The organism is Vibrio sp. BS-M-Sm-2, from assembly GCF_041504345.1.
Taxonomy (GTDB): Bacteria; Pseudomonadota; Gammaproteobacteria; order Enterobacterales; family Vibrionaceae; genus Vibrio; species Vibrio satsumensis.
Genome location: NZ_CP167895.1, coordinates 13,193 through 29,991 on the forward strand (window position 1 = coordinate 13,193; position 16,799 = coordinate 29,991).

Sequence of the window (16,799 nt, forward strand, 5' to 3'; positions counted from 1 at the left end):
ATGAAACAGAATTTAGAGCTCAGCTGCTTTAAAAATAACGATATCCGAGGAATCATTGGTAAACAAATCAATGAGCGCCTTGCTTACCTGCTTGGTAGAGCATTTGGCGAATATGTCCTGTCCGCTACGCCTGAAACCTCATTCGATGACTTGGCGCAAGTGGTGATTGGTCGTGATAACCGCGAAACGTCTCTTTCATTACAAGAAGCCATGACCAAAGGCTTAATCGAGTCAGGGATTACCGTGATAGACCTAGGTATGACTGGCACAGAAGAAGTCTACTTTGCGACACGTTCCCTAAAAGCGATTGGCGGAATACAAATTACAGCTAGCCATAACCCAATCAATTATAACGGCATGAAATTGGTCGGTGTAGACGCTAGCCCTATTAGTAAAAACAGTGGTTTAGATGAAATCAAACGACGCATTGAAGTACTCGAACAAGAGCTAAACAGCAATTTACCGCTCGTTTATGTGCAACCAAGTAACTCTAGTAGACCGACTAGTATTCTCGCCCCTTATGTAGACCACCTACTCTCCTATATATCACCTTCTAAGCTTTCGCCAATGAAGATTGTAGTTAATGCAGGAAACGGCGTCGCAGGACATGTCATTGATGCTTTAGAGAATAAATTTAACAAACTCAGTGCCTCTATCACTTTCGTCAAGGTTCATCATACGCCCGATGGAGACTTCCCCAATGGTATTCCAAACCCTTTGATTAGAGAGAGTCAAGCAGCCACTCGAGATGCCGTTTTAGAACATTCTGCAGACCTTGGAATTGCATGGGATGGAGACTTCGACCGCTGCTTTTTCTTTGATGAAAAAGGCAATTACATTGAAGGCTACTACATCGTTGGTCTGCTAACCGAAGCCTTCTTGCTAAAAGACTCTAATGCAACTGTACTGCACGACATGCGCATGACATGGAATACAATAGAGATCGCAGAAAGACTAGGTGGAAACGCTGTTGGCGTAAAAGCTGGACATGCTTTGATCAAAGAGAAAATGCGAGAGTTAAACGCAGTGTATGGTGGAGAAATGAGCGCACACCATTATTTTCGTGATTTTGGATATTGCGACTCAGGGATGATTCCTTGGCTACTAGTTATCGAACTGATGTCGAAGACTCAACAATCTCTTCATCAATTGACGAGTACCAGTATGCAGAAATTCCCCTCTTCCGGAGAGATAAATCGCAAAGTTTCAGACCCCGAGCAGGTCATGGCTTGCGTGTTATCGCACTACCGAGATAATGCCGTTGAGATCGATCATACAGACGGTATCAGTATGGATATGGGAACATGGCGCTTCAACCTAAGACAATCGAATACAGAACCATTAATACGCCTTAACGTTGAAACCAAACAAGATAGAGCTTTGTTATCATTTAAAGTCAACGAGCTACTGTCTTTTCTCATTTAAGAGTACAAGGTGCTTCCAATTTTCAACTAAAAACCATAAAAAAGCCCTTACTAACGATTGCTAATAAGGGCTTTGAATTTTCAGTAGCTTAGTCGCTGACTGTAATTGGTCTATTTGTTACGGCGAGCTTCAACAGCGTCTGCCAACTGGCGAAGTACTGTTTCAGTATCTTCCCAACCAATACATGCGTCAGTAACAGATTGACCGTAAGTTGCTGCTTTACCATCAACAAGGTCTTGACGACCTTCAACTAGATGAGACTCGATCATCACACCAAAGATAGCTTTGTCGCCGCCAGAAATTTGTGCACTTACGTCATCAGATACATTCATTTGACGCTTAAACTGCTTAGAACTGTTTGCGTGGCTGAAATCAATCATTACTTTTTGTGGAAGACCTGAAGCTGCTAGCTCTTCTTTGATCTTACCAACGTGTTCTGCGCTGTAGTTTGGCTCTTTACCACCACGTAGGATGATATGACAATCAGGGTTACCTGCTGTTTCAACAATAGCTGAATGACCGTACTTAGTTACCGATAAGAAGTGGTGAGAAGCGCTAGCAGAGCGAATAGCATCTGTTGCGATCTTGATGTTGCCATCAGTACCATTCTTAAAACCAACTGGGCAAGATAGGCCTGAAGCCAGCTCACGGTGAACTTGAGATTCTGTCGTACGTGCGCCAATTGCACCCCAACTGATTAGGTCAGCAACGTATTGAGGCGTGATCATATCTAGGAATTCACTTGCCGTTGGCATGCCCATGTCAGTTAGGTCAAGCAGTAGCTTACGTCCTAAACGAAGGCCATCATTTAGTTTGAACGTATCGTTCATGTACGGGTCGTTGATTAGACCTTTCCAACCTACCGTTGTGCGTGGTTTTTCAAAGTAAACACGCATTACGATTTCAAGCTTATCGCCGAGTTCGTCACGCAGCACTTTTAAACGCTTGCCGTACTCAAGAGCAGCTTCTGTGTCATGAATAGAACATGGACCAACAATTACAAGCAAGCGATCGTCACTATCTTCTAAAATATTGTGAATCGCTTTACGGCTTTCAAAGGTTGTAGAAGAAGCAATTTCTGTCGCTGCAAACTTTTCTAAAACAGCAACAGGTGGTAATAACTCTTTTACTTTGTTAATTCTTACATCATCAGTCTGGAACATTGCTTACTTCTTCCTTTTTTCTATCCTTGAGCTGAATGTACGTTGTCTCACGTCACTTTCTATCAGCACTAATCTTCTTGTTCCCTGTAACTTAACTAGTAAAAACTCTAGTTTCAATCACTAATTGAAAATAAACGCAATTTTTTTTGTGTTTTATATTTAAAACACCCCGTATAACATTATTTACACGTTATCGATTGCGTAATTTATAGGAAAGCAAGAGTAGTAATTCTTCAAGCTTCACCATTCCTGTGAAATTGTGTAGAACTGAAAAACAAAAAAGCTCACGTTATCAGCGTGAACTTTTGTTTAATTACATTCTTTTCAATGGCTTGACGACACTATCAAGCCCTTCAATTTTGAGAGCAAGGCACAATTTTAATAAGTCGCCTAGTTCGCCTGACGGGAATCCCTTTTTGTCGAACCACAGCAAATATTCTTCAGGTAAGTCAATCAGTGTACGACCCGCGTACTTTCCAAATGGCATCTGCATTCGAGCCAACTTAATCAGATTCTCTTTCTCTAGCACTATTCGGCCTTTCTATGCGTCATCTATGTTCTGTAGAGTATCACCTAAACGTTCAACCCAATAGTTGATCGCATCTTTGGCATCATCTAGCGAATCAATCATGGTTGAAAAATCTTTATTCCCCGCTTCTCGGTCGATTGCAGCAAATAATGGAGTACCCTCTTGAGCATCACTGACCAACAACTCTACACTCGCACTCCCAACATTAGTGTGTTCTCCTGTTGTCACCTTAGATATGGTTGACATCGCAAGACCAAACGGCAGAACGCTGCTCGTTACAGCTAAGATCGGGTTGGGCGTTTCAACGTTACTCAGAGCGATACTCAGGCGTAATGTTTTACCCGTAGGCTCATCGACGATTGTTTTATGAGGCGATATTTTCTCTTCCAAACGCGCAACCATGTGGGTAGTGAGCACCTGAATTTCGTCCTGCTCTAACGAACCTTCTTCTGCCAAAACAAAAATTTGGTCGATCACTACAGAATCGTAATCATCTAACTTGGATTTCAAACGCTGTGCGTCACGCAGACCGATTCTGGCCCAAACTAAGTCAACACCACCGTCAGGACCTGGCTGAAAATCTTCATAACTGGTGAACTTGGTTGCGGTTTTAATTGGACCGCCTGCACAACCAAACAAAAAAATGCTGGTTGCAACAAGCAAGAGAAGTTTTAAAGGTTTCATAGCGCACTTACATTAAATAGAAAAATCCAACTAAGTATGCCATACCCTATGTGAGAAGATTGTAGAAAAAGGGGTTAAAACTCAGAGCTAGCTCTAAAATTAGTCATGCTGCACGGTATGAGCATACTCTACAATCACCTGATTTCCTTCGATATAAGCGTTTTGAATCTCGCCATCAACACTCATTCTACTTTTCAAATACACCACTTTAGGTCCAGACTCATTACCTTCTTTAAGTGAAGGGAACACATTTCTAGGTTCTAAATGAAGTAAACGGCAAAAGTGACTGATGAAAGACATGGTCAATGGCGTCTCCCCTCGCAGTACATTTGAGAAATCAAGCTGGTTCATCCCTAGCTTTTTTGAAAACTCCATCTGCGTAATTCGCATTCTCGATTTTTGTGACATCCACGTTTGATACAACGCATCTCTGTCTTGTTCTGTGAATTCCATACCGACTCCTTTATATAATTCATACCAATCAATTGTCCGTTTTTTCATACATGACATGTCAGAGTTCGGTTAGTGGAAACCAAAGGTTTGGTTTTGATATGAGCACAATTGTTCTACAGAACGAAACACAAAGACTCAAAGTATTCACAAAAACGATTAGAGCAAATACTTTCTTTATTTATATCAATAATTTATACATTAACTTAAGAAATATATAGCAAGTTAATTTGTATTAAGAATTAAAAGTTCGAGATTGGCATTCCACATTTCAATCGATTGATTCGCATTTATAAAACTGGTTGGCTACATTTCGTTTGCTCAAACGCACTTCTGGCAAACTATTTGAAAGAATAGGACGCAAAGCCACCGGTCTGTCGACAAATATTCTGTCTATGATAGCGGGGCCGCCACTTAATAGGATTTAAGTGTAAATGCATGCCGGAGTGTTCTCTTTTTTGTCGGCCAAATACAGTAAGGACAAATAATGAAACAACTCCCAAAAAAATCACTCATCGCACTATCGCTACTTAGCGTAAGCGGTGCAAGCTTCGGTCACGGTTATGTCTCTGCATACAACAATGGCGTTGCTGAGAGCCGTGTTGCCCTATGTAAGTTCCCCGCGAGTGATACGCAAGAGAAAAACACCAACTGTGGTGGTATCCAATACGAGCCACAAAGTGTGGAAGGCCCTGAAGGCTTTCCTGAAGTCGGCCCTGCTGATGGGAAAATCGCCAGTGCGCAATCTTCTTTAGCAGCAGCACTAGACGAGCAAAAAGCAGATCGCTGGGTTAAACGCCCTATCAAGTCTGGTTCTCAGTACTTTGAATGGACGTTCACAGCTAACCACAAGACTCGCGATTGGAAATATTACATTACTCAACCAGACTGGAACCCAAACCAGCCTTTGGCACGCAGCTCCTTTGACTTAACGCCATTCTGTGTTGTTGAAGGCAATATGAAACAGCCACCGATGCAAGTAAGCCACTTGTGTAATGTGCCAGAACGCGAAGGTTATCAAGTGATCCTTGCGGTATGGGATGTAGGTGACACTGCTGCGGCTTTCTACAACGTTATCGACGTGAAGTTTGATGGCGACGGTCCTATCATTCCTGATTGGGATCAAGGCGGTCAAATCAACCCAACACAAGACCTGAATGTAGGTGACGCTGTTTACACTCGCGTATTCGATCAATCCGGTGAGAACGCTTCATACAGCACTGAGCTTGTGATTGAAAGTTCTGAGCAAGGCAAAGCCAATAATTGGTCTTACGCTCTTTCTTCTAAAATCAACCAAGAGCAGACGCAAATCAAAGCAGGTCAATTGAACGACCAAGGTGATTTCGCCCCCGTTTACGGCACTAACCCTGTTTATCTAAAAGCAGGCTCTGGCTTTAACAGTGTAGAAATCGGCTACAAGATTGATACTCCAGAACCAGAGCATGAGCTAGAAGTAACAGGTCTAGAGTCAGAGTACATTATCGATGAGAGCCAACCTACCCAGCTAGATCTTACGTTAGCGGCAACAGGCGATATCCAAGCTGAGCTTACCGTGTACAACCATCACCGTGAAGCGCTTGCATCTCAGAAATCGGACCTAACAGACGGACAAGTTGAAGGTGTTCAGCTGACTCTTTCTAAGTCTGAAGCTGGCCACCACATGCTTGTGGTTGTGACGAAAGATGACCAAGGTAACTTAGTGGATCAGAACACGCTTGATTTCCACCTAATGGACGAGCAAACACCGCCACCAGCGGGCGATTACGACTTCATATTCCCAGAAAGCATTGAGTCTTACACTGCCGGTACTAAAGTATTGAGCAGCGATGGTGGCGTTTATCAGTGTAAAGAGTTCCCATACTCTGGCTACTGTGTTCAATGGGCACCAACAGCAACTCAGTACGAACCAGGTGTCGGTTCACACTGGCAAAGTGCTTGGAACAAAGTGGACTAAGTACTCGCTAGATACTTACTTTGTATTAAGTGCGTTTTAGTCATCAACCAAACAAAAACGGATGCCCAAAGCATCCGTTTTCTTGTTCAGTAAAAGTAAAAACGCCAGTTGTTAAAGTAGATAGTGGTCTGCCAACAGAGCAACAAACAAGATCATGAGATGATAGATGGAGAACTTAAAGGTCTTCATCGCCATATTAGGCTCATCACGATACTTAAGTACCCAAGCGTGGTAAACAAACCCACCGTTGAGCACCAATGAAGCGCTCAAATATATCCAGCTGCTCATGCCGACTAACACCGGCAATATACACACGATGCTCAACAACAAGGTATAGAGCAAAATAGAAGTCTTAGTGTATTCGATTCCGTGGGTCACAGGCAGCATGGGGATATTCACTTTGGCATACTCATCACGACGATGAATTGCCAACGCCCAGAAGTGCGGAGGCGTCCAAATAAAGATGATCATCACCAACAACCAAGCATTTGAGTGCAACTCATTGGTAACCGCCGTCCAACCCAATAGCGGAGGCATTGCACCTGCGATCCCAGCAATCACGATGTTTTGTGGCGTCGCTCGCTTTAAGTACATGGTATAAATCACTGCATAACCCAACAAGCTTGCAAAAGTTAGCCAAGCGGTGAGTTGATTGACCCACACGACAAGCGTGACGAATCCAAGTAAGCCGATACCCGCTGCAAAGCTGAATACACGCACACTACTCAGCTCACCTGACGGTAAAGGTCGTCGGTTTGTTCGAGTCATCTGACCGTCGATCTTTTTATCGATCAAGTGGTTAAATGCAGCTGCTGAACCCGCCATTAGTCCTATCCCAATCATTCCGCACAGTGCTTGCTGTAAAGGTAAGCCATTAGGCACAGCCAGACACATCCCGACCAATGTCGTCAGCAACATCAAAGCAACCACTTTAGGCTTGGTCAGCGTTAAGTAAACTTTCCAAGTGGCTTTGTTCTTTGCAGCCATTTCGTTACTTAAAGCTATGTCGTTGTTGGCTGTTATCTTATGACTTAAGGTTGCGTCTTGAACCACTACTTCATGTTGTGTTGACGTTCTACTTACCATGATTACCTCCTTGTAATACACTGTTCTTCACCAAGCTCTCACTCGGTTTGCGTTGCCACACCACAAAATTGGTTACAACCATGCTGATGAGCAACATCGCTGCGACTAGGTTATGCAAAACCGCAACTGAGATTGGCAGGTGAAACCATACATTGCTGACCCCAAGACTGATTTGAGTGAACAACACGATTGCGACAATCACGCTTAGCTTTTGATGGGGCGCTTGGCCAAACTTCCATAACTGATACACGACCATCAGCACCGTTAACGTCGCCACAATAGCCCCAAACCTGTGCATGACATGGATGGTGAGCCTTGCAGGATACTCCAACACACCAAACTCATAATTATCATGTCCGCGTTGAGCAAAATCGAACGCATTTTTGAAATCGAGGTAGCTCATCCAGTTACCTTCACAAATAGGCAGTTGGGTACACACCAAAGCGGCATAGTTTGACGATGTCCAGCCACCAAGTAGTATCTGCCCAATCACAATGAGTAATCCAAAGAGCGCCCAAACTTTAAGTGATGGAGAATAAAAAGCCTCGCCAAAACGGCTTTGGAATTGAGACAAACGACAGTAGAGCAGACACAACAGTGACAACAGTGTGAAGCCCCCCATCAAATGCGCCATAACCACAACGGGCATCAACTTGAGAGTCACCGTCCACATTCCAAGCAAAGCCTGAAAAATCACAGTGGCTGAAATAAGCAAAGGAAGCCCAATCGAAGTAATATTCTTTTTAATACACCAAGCTACAACGACAAAGATAAGCAGCCCTAATGTTCCTGCAAAGTAGCGATGTATCATCTCAATCCAAGCTTTATCTGCTTCGAGAGCTCGCTCTGGAAATTGCAGATTGGCTTGATTCACCGCTTGGGCATCAGAGGGCACGGTGATCTTTCCGTAACAACCCGGCCAATCAGGACAGCCAAGGCCAGCATCAGACAAACGTGTATAAGCGCCGAGAACAATCACGGTAAGGGTTAACAAGATAGTTAATCTCATCACGAGCATCAGTAAATCAGGGGCTTTATTCTGCATCGTTTATCTCCCTATACTTATTCCCTTTCGTTGCTTACACTCAAGCATTAGCTCCATCTGCTAAAGCTTATAGACTTAAGCTTTAGTTGATAATCCTATCAACTACCCAACTCGTGACAGTTTGAGAAGCTTTCTTAAATCATGAATCATGCCTTTAGATTGACCAACTAACTGCGAAAGATCAGAAACGCTTTTGTACTCCATGACCAACTGTCCTAGTGGGTCAATAATGACAATGGAAGCAGGCGAAAACTCGGTACTTAACTGATCACCACCAGCTAACAAAGATAGAGCAGGCTTATCGAGCGAACCCGATAACGAGTTCCCCTCCGATACAAAAACAACGGGGGTCACCCGCTCTTTGTTTTTACCTAGCGCCAAATAGCTTTGATTCAAATAATGGAGCTGTTGCTCACACAAGCTTTCGCACTCTGTGGGAGCAATATAACCTACTAACCACCCTTCTCCAGCCATGGGTACCGTTATGCCAAAATCCGCTAGTGTGGTTCTGGGTTCTATCAATTCGCCCGAGTTAGTGACACCTGAGGTATACCAATTCTGGTCCAGCACGGTTTTGGCAATAATCGCAGGTAAAGCGAAAATCAAAAATAATCCGATTAATACCAGACGTCCCTTAGTCTGGCGGCTTTTAAGCTCAGCCATGTTTGCATCGGTGCTTTCCTGGTTCATTTGCGCTTGAGATTTATCCATATTTATTCCTTGTGGTAAGCACTGCCTTTAAGTCGCTATTTCAATCTCGAGTGCCTACTTCTTATTCATGTGGCTATTTTTCTTAAAATATCGGAACCCTATCAACAACATCAAAAACAAAAGTACGGCAGCCATTACAAACCATTGAAATGAGTAACCAAAGTGCTTCTCAGATTTCATCGCCGTTGGACGCCATAACATTTCATAGGGCCATGAATCTAAACTCTGAGGTTGGAAGACAAAGGGCAGTACTTCTTGCCCGGTGTACTCTGATAACGCTGTTATGTTTAGGTTTTGGATTCTATTTGGTGTCGTATTTTCTAAAGCTAACTCATGGCTTAAAGGATTCACCGAACGTGTATACAAACGCCCTGACATTTTGGTTGGTAGTGTGATGCTTCCTAGTTGTGGGAGTTCTCTTCTGTCACTGCTCGCTGCAACGAACCCAAGATCGATCAATAACTGTTTTTCAGCCACTAAGGATTTGTTGTCATCTTCAAAGCGAACCTCACCCAACATGTAAATCACATAGCCTACCGTTCCTTGGTTAATCTGGTTGTCTAACAAAACCACTAAACCACTGGGTGTTTCCAGCTCCACGTCAACTCTTAAGCCATTTAAAGACGGCAGTTCAGATGCACCTTGCATTTGTGTACGCGAGCCCTTCCATTCAGAGATCACCGTATCCAACGACCTAGACGATTGCTGCGCTCTTTCTGATAGCTGCTGTTCATAGCGCAATTTCTCGTTACCTCGCTCTAACTGCCATAAACCCAACTTGATTAAAATGCCGACTGAAACCACAGTTAAAACAACCACTATCCAAAAACCTTTACTGCGGAACTTGTGTTCATCATCAATCAATCGGTTTGGAGTTATCACTATGGCGTCATCTACCTTTGTGTTGTTGTTTAAAATTGTGTTGGTCGCTTTGCTGTTCTTCATCGCTTTCAACTTGATGAAAGGCCTAATCCAAATCGCCTCGGGCAAACACAATGGCAAAAGACTGAGCCACTTCTTGGGTCGTCGTGTGATGTGGTCAGCTGTTGTCGTGTTACTGTTATTACTGGCTTTAGGTTCAGGAGTGATAACTCCCAACCCTCGCCCCTATTAATTCCCAATAGGCTCAGCAGTTAGAGCACATACACAAACACAAACAGACCTAACCAAACCACATCGACAAAGTGCCAATACCAACTGCCCGCTTGGAACGCAAAATGGTCTTTCGGAGTGAAGTGGTCTTTCGCAACCCTTGCTAGCAACACAATCAAAAAGAGGGTTCCTAAACAGACATGCAAGCCATGGAATCCAGTCAGTAAGAAGAATGTGTTGCCATAGATGCCAGATTGAAGTGTCAGCCCCATCTCTTGATAAGCGTGAAGATACTCTTCAACTTGGAAAAATAGGAAGAAGCCAGCTAGAACAATCGTGATCTCCAACCAGACGATTAACGCCATGCGCTTATTTTGTTCGAGGCTTAGGTGCGCCATGTGCAACGTCACGGATGAAAGCAGTAGAATAATGGTGTTCTTAAGAGGGATACCCTGCCAAGGCATAGCTTGTGTCGTCACGCCATCAGGTGTGGTTGTTAGCGGCCACATCGATTGGAACATCGGCCACAACACTTCGTGAGTCATTTCATTATTGCCCGCCCCACCAATCCAAGGCACAGAAATCATGCGAGCATAGAAAAGCGCACCAAAGAAAGCACCGAAGAACATGATTTCGGAAAAGATAAACCAACTCATGCCTTGTCGAAACGAACGAGATATCTGCTCAGAGTAGAGACCACTTAATGATTCCGTGATCACATTGCTAAACCAACCTGCAAGCATGTAAAGCAACACACAAAATCCGACTAACAGCACTGCTTTTCCAAACACACCACCAGCGGCATCAGTACCCATGTTTTGTACCGTCAAGCCAGCGCCAACCGCGACCAAAAACAGTGCTACAGCACCCACCAATGGCCAGTGGCTTTGATGTGGAACGAAATAAACTTCCTTTTTAGAACTCATCGCTCAACTCCTTATGTTGATACTAGTTCTGTAAATCCCTAATTACTTGCGAGTACGTTAGGCCCAGATTTATTGGCCGCTGCACCCACCTCACTCGTAATATTAAATAACGTATAAGAGAGCGTAAGCGTATGTATCGATTCTGGAATATCTGGCTCAATGTAAAATATCAAACCCATTTCTGCACTTTTGTGCCCGTCCAATGGCTGCTGATTAAAACAAAAGCACTCCATCTTATTAAAGTAGGTCGCTCCCATTCCCGGAGACACAGATGGTACAGCCTGACCAACCAATGAACTCGCAGATAGATTCTTCGCGATGTAATTGGTTTGAACTACCTCTCCTGGATGAACCTCTAGCACACGTACTTCAGGCGAAAACTGCCACGGCATATCTGGCTTAATGTGCGACATAAATTCAACACGAACAGTACGAGAGTAATCAGGCTGCATTCCCTGAGGTTGAACGGCAGAGACCGTGTTGGTTTTACCATTAATGCCTAAAGCCTCACACATCACATCGTAAAGTGGCACCAAAGCAAAACCGAAACCAAACATCGCAACCACACTCAACACCAAGTAGCCCGTCAGCTTTTTAGACGATCGCTTATTAGATAGGCGCTTTGGCTGTTTTTTAACTTGATCGGAATCGCTTTGCTTATCACTCATAGCTCATTCCTCTAATCTACTTTAGGTGGATGAGTAAAGGTGTGGTGAGGCGCAGGGCTTGGTACTGTCCACTCAAGTCCTTCCGCTCTGTCCCAAGGCTTGCTTGGTGCAGGCTCTCCGCCTCTTACGCACTTAATAGCCAGCCATAAGAAAATCAACTGAGACAACCCAAAGGCAAAACCACCAATCGACACGACTTGGTTAACGTCAGCAAATTGAATGGCGTAATCTGGAATACGACGCGGCATGCCCGCTAGCCCTAAAAAGTGCATCGGGAAGAACAGTACATTAACTGAGATTACCGACGTCCAGAAATGCCACAAACTGAGCTTGTGGTCGTACATATGCCCAGTCCATTTCGGCAGCCAGTAATAGGCGGCGGCCATAATTGAGAACACAGCACCTGTCACCAGAACATAGTGGAAATGAGCTACAACAAAGTAGGTATCGTGGTATTGGAAATCAGCAGGTACGATAGCGAGCATCAATCCGGATAACCCACCAATCGTAAACAGAACAATGAAAGCAATAGCAAACAGCATTGGCGTCTCAAAGGTCAAAGCACCCCGCCACATGGTCGCTACCCAGTTGAAGACTTTCACACCTGTCGGCACAGCGATCAACATGGTGCAATACATGAAGAACAATTCGGCAAATACTGGCATACCCGTGGTGAACATGTGATGCGCCCAAACCAAGAATGACAGCAATGCGATACTGCAAGTCGCGTATACCATCGAGTGATAGCCAAACAAACGCTTGCCACTGAATGCAGGGATGATGGCTGAGACAATACCAAAAGACGGCAAGATCATGATGTACACTTCGGGGTGACCAAAGAACCAGAATATGTGCTGGAACATCACCGGATCACCACCACCAGCGGCATCAAAGAAGCTTGTTCCAAAGTATTTGTCGGTCAGTACCATGGTGACCGCACCGGCCAGCACCGGCATAACGGCTATCAGTAGGAAAGCGGTAATTAACCAAGTCCATACGAACATCGGTAACTTGAACCAAGTCATGCCCGGCGCTCTCATATTGACAATGGTTACGATCACGTTAATCGCCCCCATGATCGAACTGATCCCCATAATATGTACTGAGAATACGAATAGTGCAGTGCTGTCCGGGCCATAAGTTGTCGAGAGTGGCGCATAAAAAGTCCACCCAAAGCTCGGGCCACCACCCTCTGTAAACAAAGACCCTATTAAGATTAGAAAAGCAAACGGCAAGATCCAGAAGCTGAGGTTATTCATTCTCGGCAAAGCCATATCTGGAGCACCGATCATCATTGGGATCATCCAGTTAGCTAACCCCGTAAATGCTGGCATCACCGCACCAAACACCATGATCAAGCCGTGGACTGTGGTCATCTGGTTGAAGAAGTCTGGCTCAACGAGTTGTAACCCCGGTTGGAATAGCTCCGCGCGGATCACCATTGCCATGGCTCCACCCGTTAAGAACATCGCAAAGCTGAACCACAAATAAAGTGTCCCAATGTCTTTATGATTGGTTGAATATAGCCAACGAGCCCAGCCTTTAGGTGCCGCATGTGAGTCGTGATCATCAACAGGCAAATCACTATTGCCCAGTGTACCTTCCACAGAATGGCTTAGCGCTTGGTCTTCTGCTGGAGCCGATTTCACCGGCTTATTGATTGGTGAACTCATAGCTGCTCCTTAGCATCACTTTGTGCTTCGTCCGATGAGCCCTGTTCGTCAGGTGCTTGGGCTCCGCCTTCTTGTTTAACTTTGTAAGCGTTAATATCTGAAGCCTGAACAATATCGCCTGTATCATTGCCCCAAGCGTTTCGTTGATAAGTCATTACCGCTGCGATCTCTTTCTCGGTTAGCTGATTATCGAATGCCTGCATCGCCGTGCCGCCACGACCATAAACAATGGTGTCGATATGAACATCGACATCACCAAGAGCGATAGGGCTCCCTTTGATGGCAGGGAATGCCCCGGGAATACCCTCACCGTTAGCTTGGTGGCAAACCGCACATCGAGTTTTGTAGACCTCTTCACCGATAGCGTTCAGCTCGTCCAACGAAAGTGACGCATCTAATGCATCTTTCGCGGCTTGTTGTTCGGCTAGCGCCAACTCTTTTTGCTCTGCTAGCCATGCGTCAAATTCATCTTCTTCCATGGCATGCACCACTATCGGCATGAAACCATGAGCACGACCACATAGCTCAGCACATTGGCCGCGATATACCCCAGGCTCATCGATTTTTGTCCAAGCCTCATTGATAAAGCCTGGAATGGTATCTTTCTTAACGGCGAACGCTGGCACCCACCATGAGTGAATTACATCGTCGGAAGTCATCAAGAAGCGGACTTTTCGGTCAATAGGCAATACAAGTGGCTTATCAACTTCTAGTAGGTAATGCGCGCCTTTCACTTCGATGCCTTCAATCTCTTTGTCGCTGGTCGCTAGAAGGCTGAAGAATTCGACATCCTCACCAAAGTAGCTGTAATGCCATTTCCATTGTGATCCAGTGATTTTAACTGTCAGGTCTGATTGGGAGGTATCTTCCATCGCTATCAAGGTTTTGGTGGCTGGTATGGCCATAGCGATAAGGATGATAATAGGGATAATAGTCCAGAGGATTTCGACTTTGGTACTTTCATGAAAATGAGCAGCAACTGCGCCCTTCGATTTCCTGTGCCTCAAAATCGAATAAAACATCACACCAAAAACAACAAAGGCAATCGCACAACAGATGTAGAAGATCAGCATATGAAGCTCATACACCTTACCACTGATCTCAGTGACGCCTTGAGTCATGTTGTAATCACTGCTTGCGTGCACTAAAGGCGATACTAAAAGCACAACAAAACTCTTCAAAAGCCACGCTAGCCTAACCAGTAATCTTTTCAAAAGATCTCTCCTTATCCTTCCTAATTGGATACTTGCGACCTAAATGTCGTTGCGAGCTATATGTCATTCAGAGCTGGACAACATTCATTGTTATTCCGGCTACACATGAAAAGGCGAATCTCAATCTACAACTCACATGAAATTAGCCTGTAAGTGGGCTACTGACCTCATATAACCTAAGAACTAATACGGTTCAAAAGCGTTGGAGGTTTCCATGAAAGATTCAAAAACGGCGAACTTGTTAAATTTTGTTATATTTATGTAAAAGGCTAGTTAGTGATATCCAATTGTTCAAGGTAAGTTTACTTACTAAACAGTCAATTATTTGAAGTGGCTTAATCTACATGCCTTCTTGCCGTTGGAATTTAATTTATATCGAGTTTTACGATTGCCCTCATGGAAATGATAATCAATATCAATTAAGTTAAATCCAACAGTAAGTCATACAGACATTTAAAGGTTTAGTGATTATGCAAGATGCAATGAACTGGTTAGCGAGAGACCCAGACCCAAGAACTCGTGAAGAGCTTCAGCACCTCATCGACGAGGAGATGCACGACGAATTAGTAGACCGCTTTACTCAACGATTAGAGTTCGGAACTGCGGGACTAAGAGGTAAAGTCGGATGCGGTCCAAATCGAATGAACCGTTTAGTCATACAGGAAACAGCAACCGGACTCGGCCACTACTTAATCGAACATGTCGCTAATGCTACCATTCGAGGAGTGGTCGTGGGTTACGACGGCCGATTAGACTCAAAGCAATTCGCCATTGATACAGCTTCTGTGCTCACGGCTTTGGGTATTAAGGTATACCTTACATCTCATGTAGCAGCGACACCTATCGTCGCCTTTGGTATTGAGCATTTCAATGCAGCTGCGGCTGTTGTTGTTACAGCCAGCCATAACCCTCCGGAATACAATGGCTTCAAAGTATACTGGGAAAATGGCGCGCAAATCATTCCACCTCATGATGCAGGCATTGCCGCTGAAATCGATATAGCATCAACCAAGCCAATCCCTTTAATGAGTTTAAGTGATGCTGAAACGCAAGGTAAGTTAGTATGGTTAACTGAAGGTTATTATCAGACGTATCGCGCTGCGATCAATCAGAGCCCATACGTGAGTAAAGAGAAGGAATCGGCAAACACCACCATCACTTACACCGCTATGCATGGTGTCGGCGCACAAATGGCTGAGGATCTTCTTCATGATTCTGGTTTCCATAAGGTGTTCAGCGTGGCCGAGCAAAGAGAGCCTGATGGTAACTTCCCAACCGTGAACTTCCCGAACCCGGAAGAAAAAGGCGCAATGGATCTGGTGGTCAACCTAGCGAAAAGTGTCGATGCCGATATTGCTTGTGCCAATGACCCTGATGCGGACCGATTTGCGGTTGCTGTGAGGACAGATGATGGCTCATACAAAATGCTAACTGGCGACCAAGTAGGTGTGTTATTCGCACATTACTTACTGTCAAAGCCACACGCCAAAAACCAGTTAGTTGGCAACAGTATTGTCTCTTCAACCTTGCTTGAAAAAGTGGCTCAATCTCATGGTGCGACTTATTTCCAAACGCTGACCGGGTTTAAATGGTTAGCTAATATTGGCATGCAATTAGAAGATGAGAATAACGAGTTCTTGTTCGCCTATGAAGAAGCGTTAGGCTACACCATTGGTACTCAGGTACGAGATAAGGATGGGCTATCGGCTATCGTCGTGTTTGCTCAATTGGTTGAAGAGTTAAAATCTCAAGGCCGAACGGTTTGGGATCTCCTTGCTCAGATTTCATTTGAACATGGGGTTCACACCAACGCGCAACGAAGTATTGCCCTAGACCCAAATTCACCGTCGATTGGTTCTAAACTCCGCTCGGCTCAGCCTAAAGCCATAAACGGTGTCGCTATCTCTGTGATTGAAGATCTACAGTCTTCTCTGCGCTTTGTTATCGGCGGCAATACCGAAGCGATCAATCTACCTTCCAGTGATGTGCTCATCTATCATCTCGAAGATGGTTCACGCATTATCGTAAGACCTTCGGGCACTGAGCCAAAAGTGAAAGTCTATTATGAGACGGTAACAAGATTTGAAGGGACAGAAACGTACGAAGACACTCGCCTGCGCGGTGAGAAGTACATGGAGAACCTGATTGAGCAACACCAGCAGGAACTGAATTCTTAACG

General features: G+C 44.6%; 16 protein-coding genes and 1 riboswitch. Of the genes, 4 read left to right on the forward strand and 12 right to left on the reverse strand.

Going from position 1 to position 16,799, the window contains the following annotated elements:
• Positions 1-1,425: a phosphomannomutase CpsG gene (locus AB8613_RS16170; protein ID WP_146490068.1), complete on the forward strand. Its 1,425-nt coding sequence runs from the start codon at positions 1-3 to the stop codon at positions 1,423-1,425.
• A gap of 110 nt (positions 1,426-1,535) precedes the next feature.
• On the opposite strand, the gene aroG is transcribed toward AB8613_RS16170, so the two are convergent.
• From aroG to AB8613_RS16190, 4 genes are all read right to left on the reverse strand, one after another.
• Positions 1,536-2,588 (reverse strand): 3-deoxy-7-phosphoheptulonate synthase AroG, encoded by a 1,053-nt coding sequence (gene aroG / locus AB8613_RS16175; protein ID WP_060981594.1) that lies wholly within the window; start codon positions 2,586-2,588, stop codon positions 1,536-1,538.
• Between the two features lie 313 nt (positions 2,589-2,901).
• Complete coding sequence (locus AB8613_RS16180; RefSeq protein ID WP_004730103.1) at positions 2,902-3,117, reverse strand: DUF3820 family protein; 216 nt, start codon at positions 3,115-3,117, stop codon at positions 2,902-2,904.
• Between the two features lie 12 nt (positions 3,118-3,129).
• A complete protein-coding gene (locus AB8613_RS16185; RefSeq protein WP_372385238.1) occupies positions 3,130-3,801 on the reverse strand; it encodes a DUF3313 domain-containing protein in 672 nt (223 codons plus the stop codon).
• A 99-nt stretch (positions 3,802-3,900) separates the two neighbouring features.
• Positions 3,901-4,254, reverse strand: a complete 354-nt coding sequence (locus AB8613_RS16190; RefSeq protein ID WP_048659090.1) for a hypothetical protein — start codon at positions 4,252-4,254, stop codon at positions 3,901-3,903.
• Positions 4,255-4,576: 322 nt separating this feature from the next.
• A riboswitch (cyclic di-GMP riboswitch) is annotated at positions 4,577-4,666 on the forward strand.
• Between the two features lie 72 nt (positions 4,667-4,738).
• On the opposite strand from AB8613_RS16190, the gene gbpA reads away from it, so the two are divergent.
• On the forward strand, positions 4,739-6,205 hold the full coding sequence (gbpA, locus tag AB8613_RS16195; RefSeq protein ID WP_372385239.1) for an N-acetylglucosamine-binding protein GbpA: 1,467 nt from the start codon (positions 4,739-4,741) through the stop codon (positions 6,203-6,205).
• Between the two features lie 111 nt (positions 6,206-6,316).
• On the opposite strand, the gene cyoE is transcribed toward gbpA, so the two are convergent.
• From cyoE to AB8613_RS16215, 4 genes are all read right to left on the reverse strand, one after another.
• On the reverse strand, positions 6,317-7,291 hold the full coding sequence (gene cyoE, locus AB8613_RS16200; protein ID WP_086712600.1) for a heme o synthase: 975 nt from the start codon (positions 7,289-7,291) through the stop codon (positions 6,317-6,319).
• A complete protein-coding gene (locus AB8613_RS16205) occupies positions 7,281-8,336 on the reverse strand; it encodes a heme A synthase (RefSeq protein WP_146490063.1) in 1,056 nt (351 codons plus the stop codon). The genes cyoE and AB8613_RS16205 overlap by 11 nt, the downstream gene beginning before the upstream one ends.
• Positions 8,337-8,438: 102 nt before the next feature.
• Positions 8,439-9,047: a hypothetical protein gene (locus tag AB8613_RS16210; RefSeq protein WP_146490062.1), complete on the reverse strand. Its 609-nt coding sequence runs from the start codon at positions 9,045-9,047 to the stop codon at positions 8,439-8,441.
• A 54-nt stretch (positions 9,048-9,101) separates the two neighbouring features.
• The gene (locus tag AB8613_RS16215) at positions 9,102-9,992 is read right to left on the reverse strand and encodes an SURF1 family protein (RefSeq protein WP_372385240.1); all 891 of its coding nucleotides are present in this window, start codon (positions 9,990-9,992) and stop codon (positions 9,102-9,104) included.
• Here AB8613_RS16215 and AB8613_RS16220 point away from each other — a divergent pair.
• Positions 9,931-10,161, forward strand: coding sequence for a DUF2909 family protein (locus tag AB8613_RS16220; protein ID WP_029203703.1), 231 nt, complete (start codon positions 9,931-9,933; stop codon positions 10,159-10,161). The two genes, AB8613_RS16215 and AB8613_RS16220, sit on opposite strands and share 62 nt — an antisense overlap.
• Positions 10,162-10,180: 19 nt before the next feature.
• Here AB8613_RS16220 and AB8613_RS16225 read toward each other — a convergent pair whose 3' ends face one another.
• Genes AB8613_RS16225 through coxB form a run of 4 tightly spaced genes read right to left on the reverse strand, consistent with a single transcriptional unit; the run spans position 10,181 to position 14,620 of the window.
• Positions 10,181-11,065 carry a cytochrome c oxidase subunit 3 gene (locus AB8613_RS16225; protein ID WP_086712597.1) on the reverse strand — a complete coding sequence of 295 codons (885 nt, stop codon included), beginning with the start codon at positions 11,063-11,065 and terminating at the stop codon, positions 10,181-10,183.
• Between the two features lie 38 nt (positions 11,066-11,103).
• Positions 11,104-11,733 (reverse strand): cytochrome c oxidase assembly protein, encoded by a 630-nt coding sequence (locus tag AB8613_RS16230; RefSeq protein ID WP_285953489.1) that lies wholly within the window; start codon positions 11,731-11,733, stop codon positions 11,104-11,106.
• 11 nt (positions 11,734-11,744) lie between these two features.
• Positions 11,745-13,406, reverse strand: coding sequence for a cytochrome c oxidase subunit I (gene ctaD / locus AB8613_RS16235; protein WP_371713556.1), 1,662 nt, complete (start codon positions 13,404-13,406; stop codon positions 11,745-11,747).
• Positions 13,403-14,620, reverse strand: a complete 1,218-nt coding sequence (gene coxB, locus AB8613_RS16240) for a cytochrome c oxidase subunit II (RefSeq protein WP_372385241.1) — start codon at positions 14,618-14,620, stop codon at positions 13,403-13,405. The genes ctaD and coxB overlap by 4 nt, the downstream gene beginning before the upstream one ends.
• A gap of 470 nt (positions 14,621-15,090) precedes the next feature.
• On the opposite strand from coxB, the gene AB8613_RS16245 reads away from it, so the two are divergent.
• A complete protein-coding gene (locus AB8613_RS16245) occupies positions 15,091-16,797 on the forward strand; it encodes a phospho-sugar mutase (protein WP_146490056.1) in 1,707 nt (568 codons plus the stop codon).
• The last annotated feature ends 2 nt before the right edge of the window (positions 16,798-16,799 follow it).

Bases quoted from the DNA above. Each gene is read 5' to 3' on its own strand.
- gbpA (WP_372385239.1), top strand. From the start codon at position 4,739: ATGAAACAACTCCCAAAAAAATCACTCATCGCACTATCGCTACTTAGC.
- AB8613_RS16225 (WP_086712597.1), bottom strand. From the start codon at position 11,065: ATGAGTTCTAAAAAGGAAGTTTATTTCGTTCCACATCAAAGCCACTGG.
- AB8613_RS16215 (WP_372385240.1), bottom strand. From the start codon at position 9,992: ATGAAGAACAGCAAAGCGACCAACACAATTTTAAACAACAACACAAAG.
- ctaD (WP_371713556.1), bottom strand. From the start codon at position 13,406: ATGAGTTCACCAATCAATAAGCCGGTGAAATCGGCTCCAGCAGAAGAC.
- AB8613_RS16170 (WP_146490068.1), top strand. From the start codon at position 1: ATGAAACAGAATTTAGAGCTCAGCTGCTTTAAAAATAACGATATCCGA.
- cyoE (WP_086712600.1), bottom strand. From the start codon at position 7,291: ATGGTAAGTAGAACGTCAACACAACATGAAGTAGTGGTTCAAGACGCA.
- AB8613_RS16245 (WP_146490056.1), top strand. From the start codon at position 15,091: ATGCAAGATGCAATGAACTGGTTAGCGAGAGACCCAGACCCAAGAACT.
- AB8613_RS16210 (WP_146490062.1), bottom strand. From the start codon at position 9,047: ATGGATAAATCTCAAGCGCAAATGAACCAGGAAAGCACCGATGCAAAC.
- AB8613_RS16220 (WP_029203703.1), top strand. From the start codon at position 9,931: ATGGCGTCATCTACCTTTGTGTTGTTGTTTAAAATTGTGTTGGTCGCT.
- AB8613_RS16230 (WP_285953489.1), bottom strand. From the start codon at position 11,733: ATGAGTGATAAGCAAAGCGATTCCGATCAAGTTAAAAAACAGCCAAAG.
- AB8613_RS16185 (WP_372385238.1), bottom strand. From the start codon at position 3,801: ATGAAACCTTTAAAACTTCTCTTGCTTGTTGCAACCAGCATTTTTTTG.
- AB8613_RS16205 (WP_146490063.1), bottom strand. From the start codon at position 8,336: ATGCAGAATAAAGCCCCTGATTTACTGATGCTCGTGATGAGATTAACT.
- AB8613_RS16190 (WP_048659090.1), bottom strand. From the start codon at position 4,254: ATGGAATTCACAGAACAAGACAGAGATGCGTTGTATCAAACGTGGATG.
- aroG (WP_060981594.1), bottom strand. From the start codon at position 2,588: ATGTTCCAGACTGATGATGTAAGAATTAACAAAGTAAAAGAGTTATTA.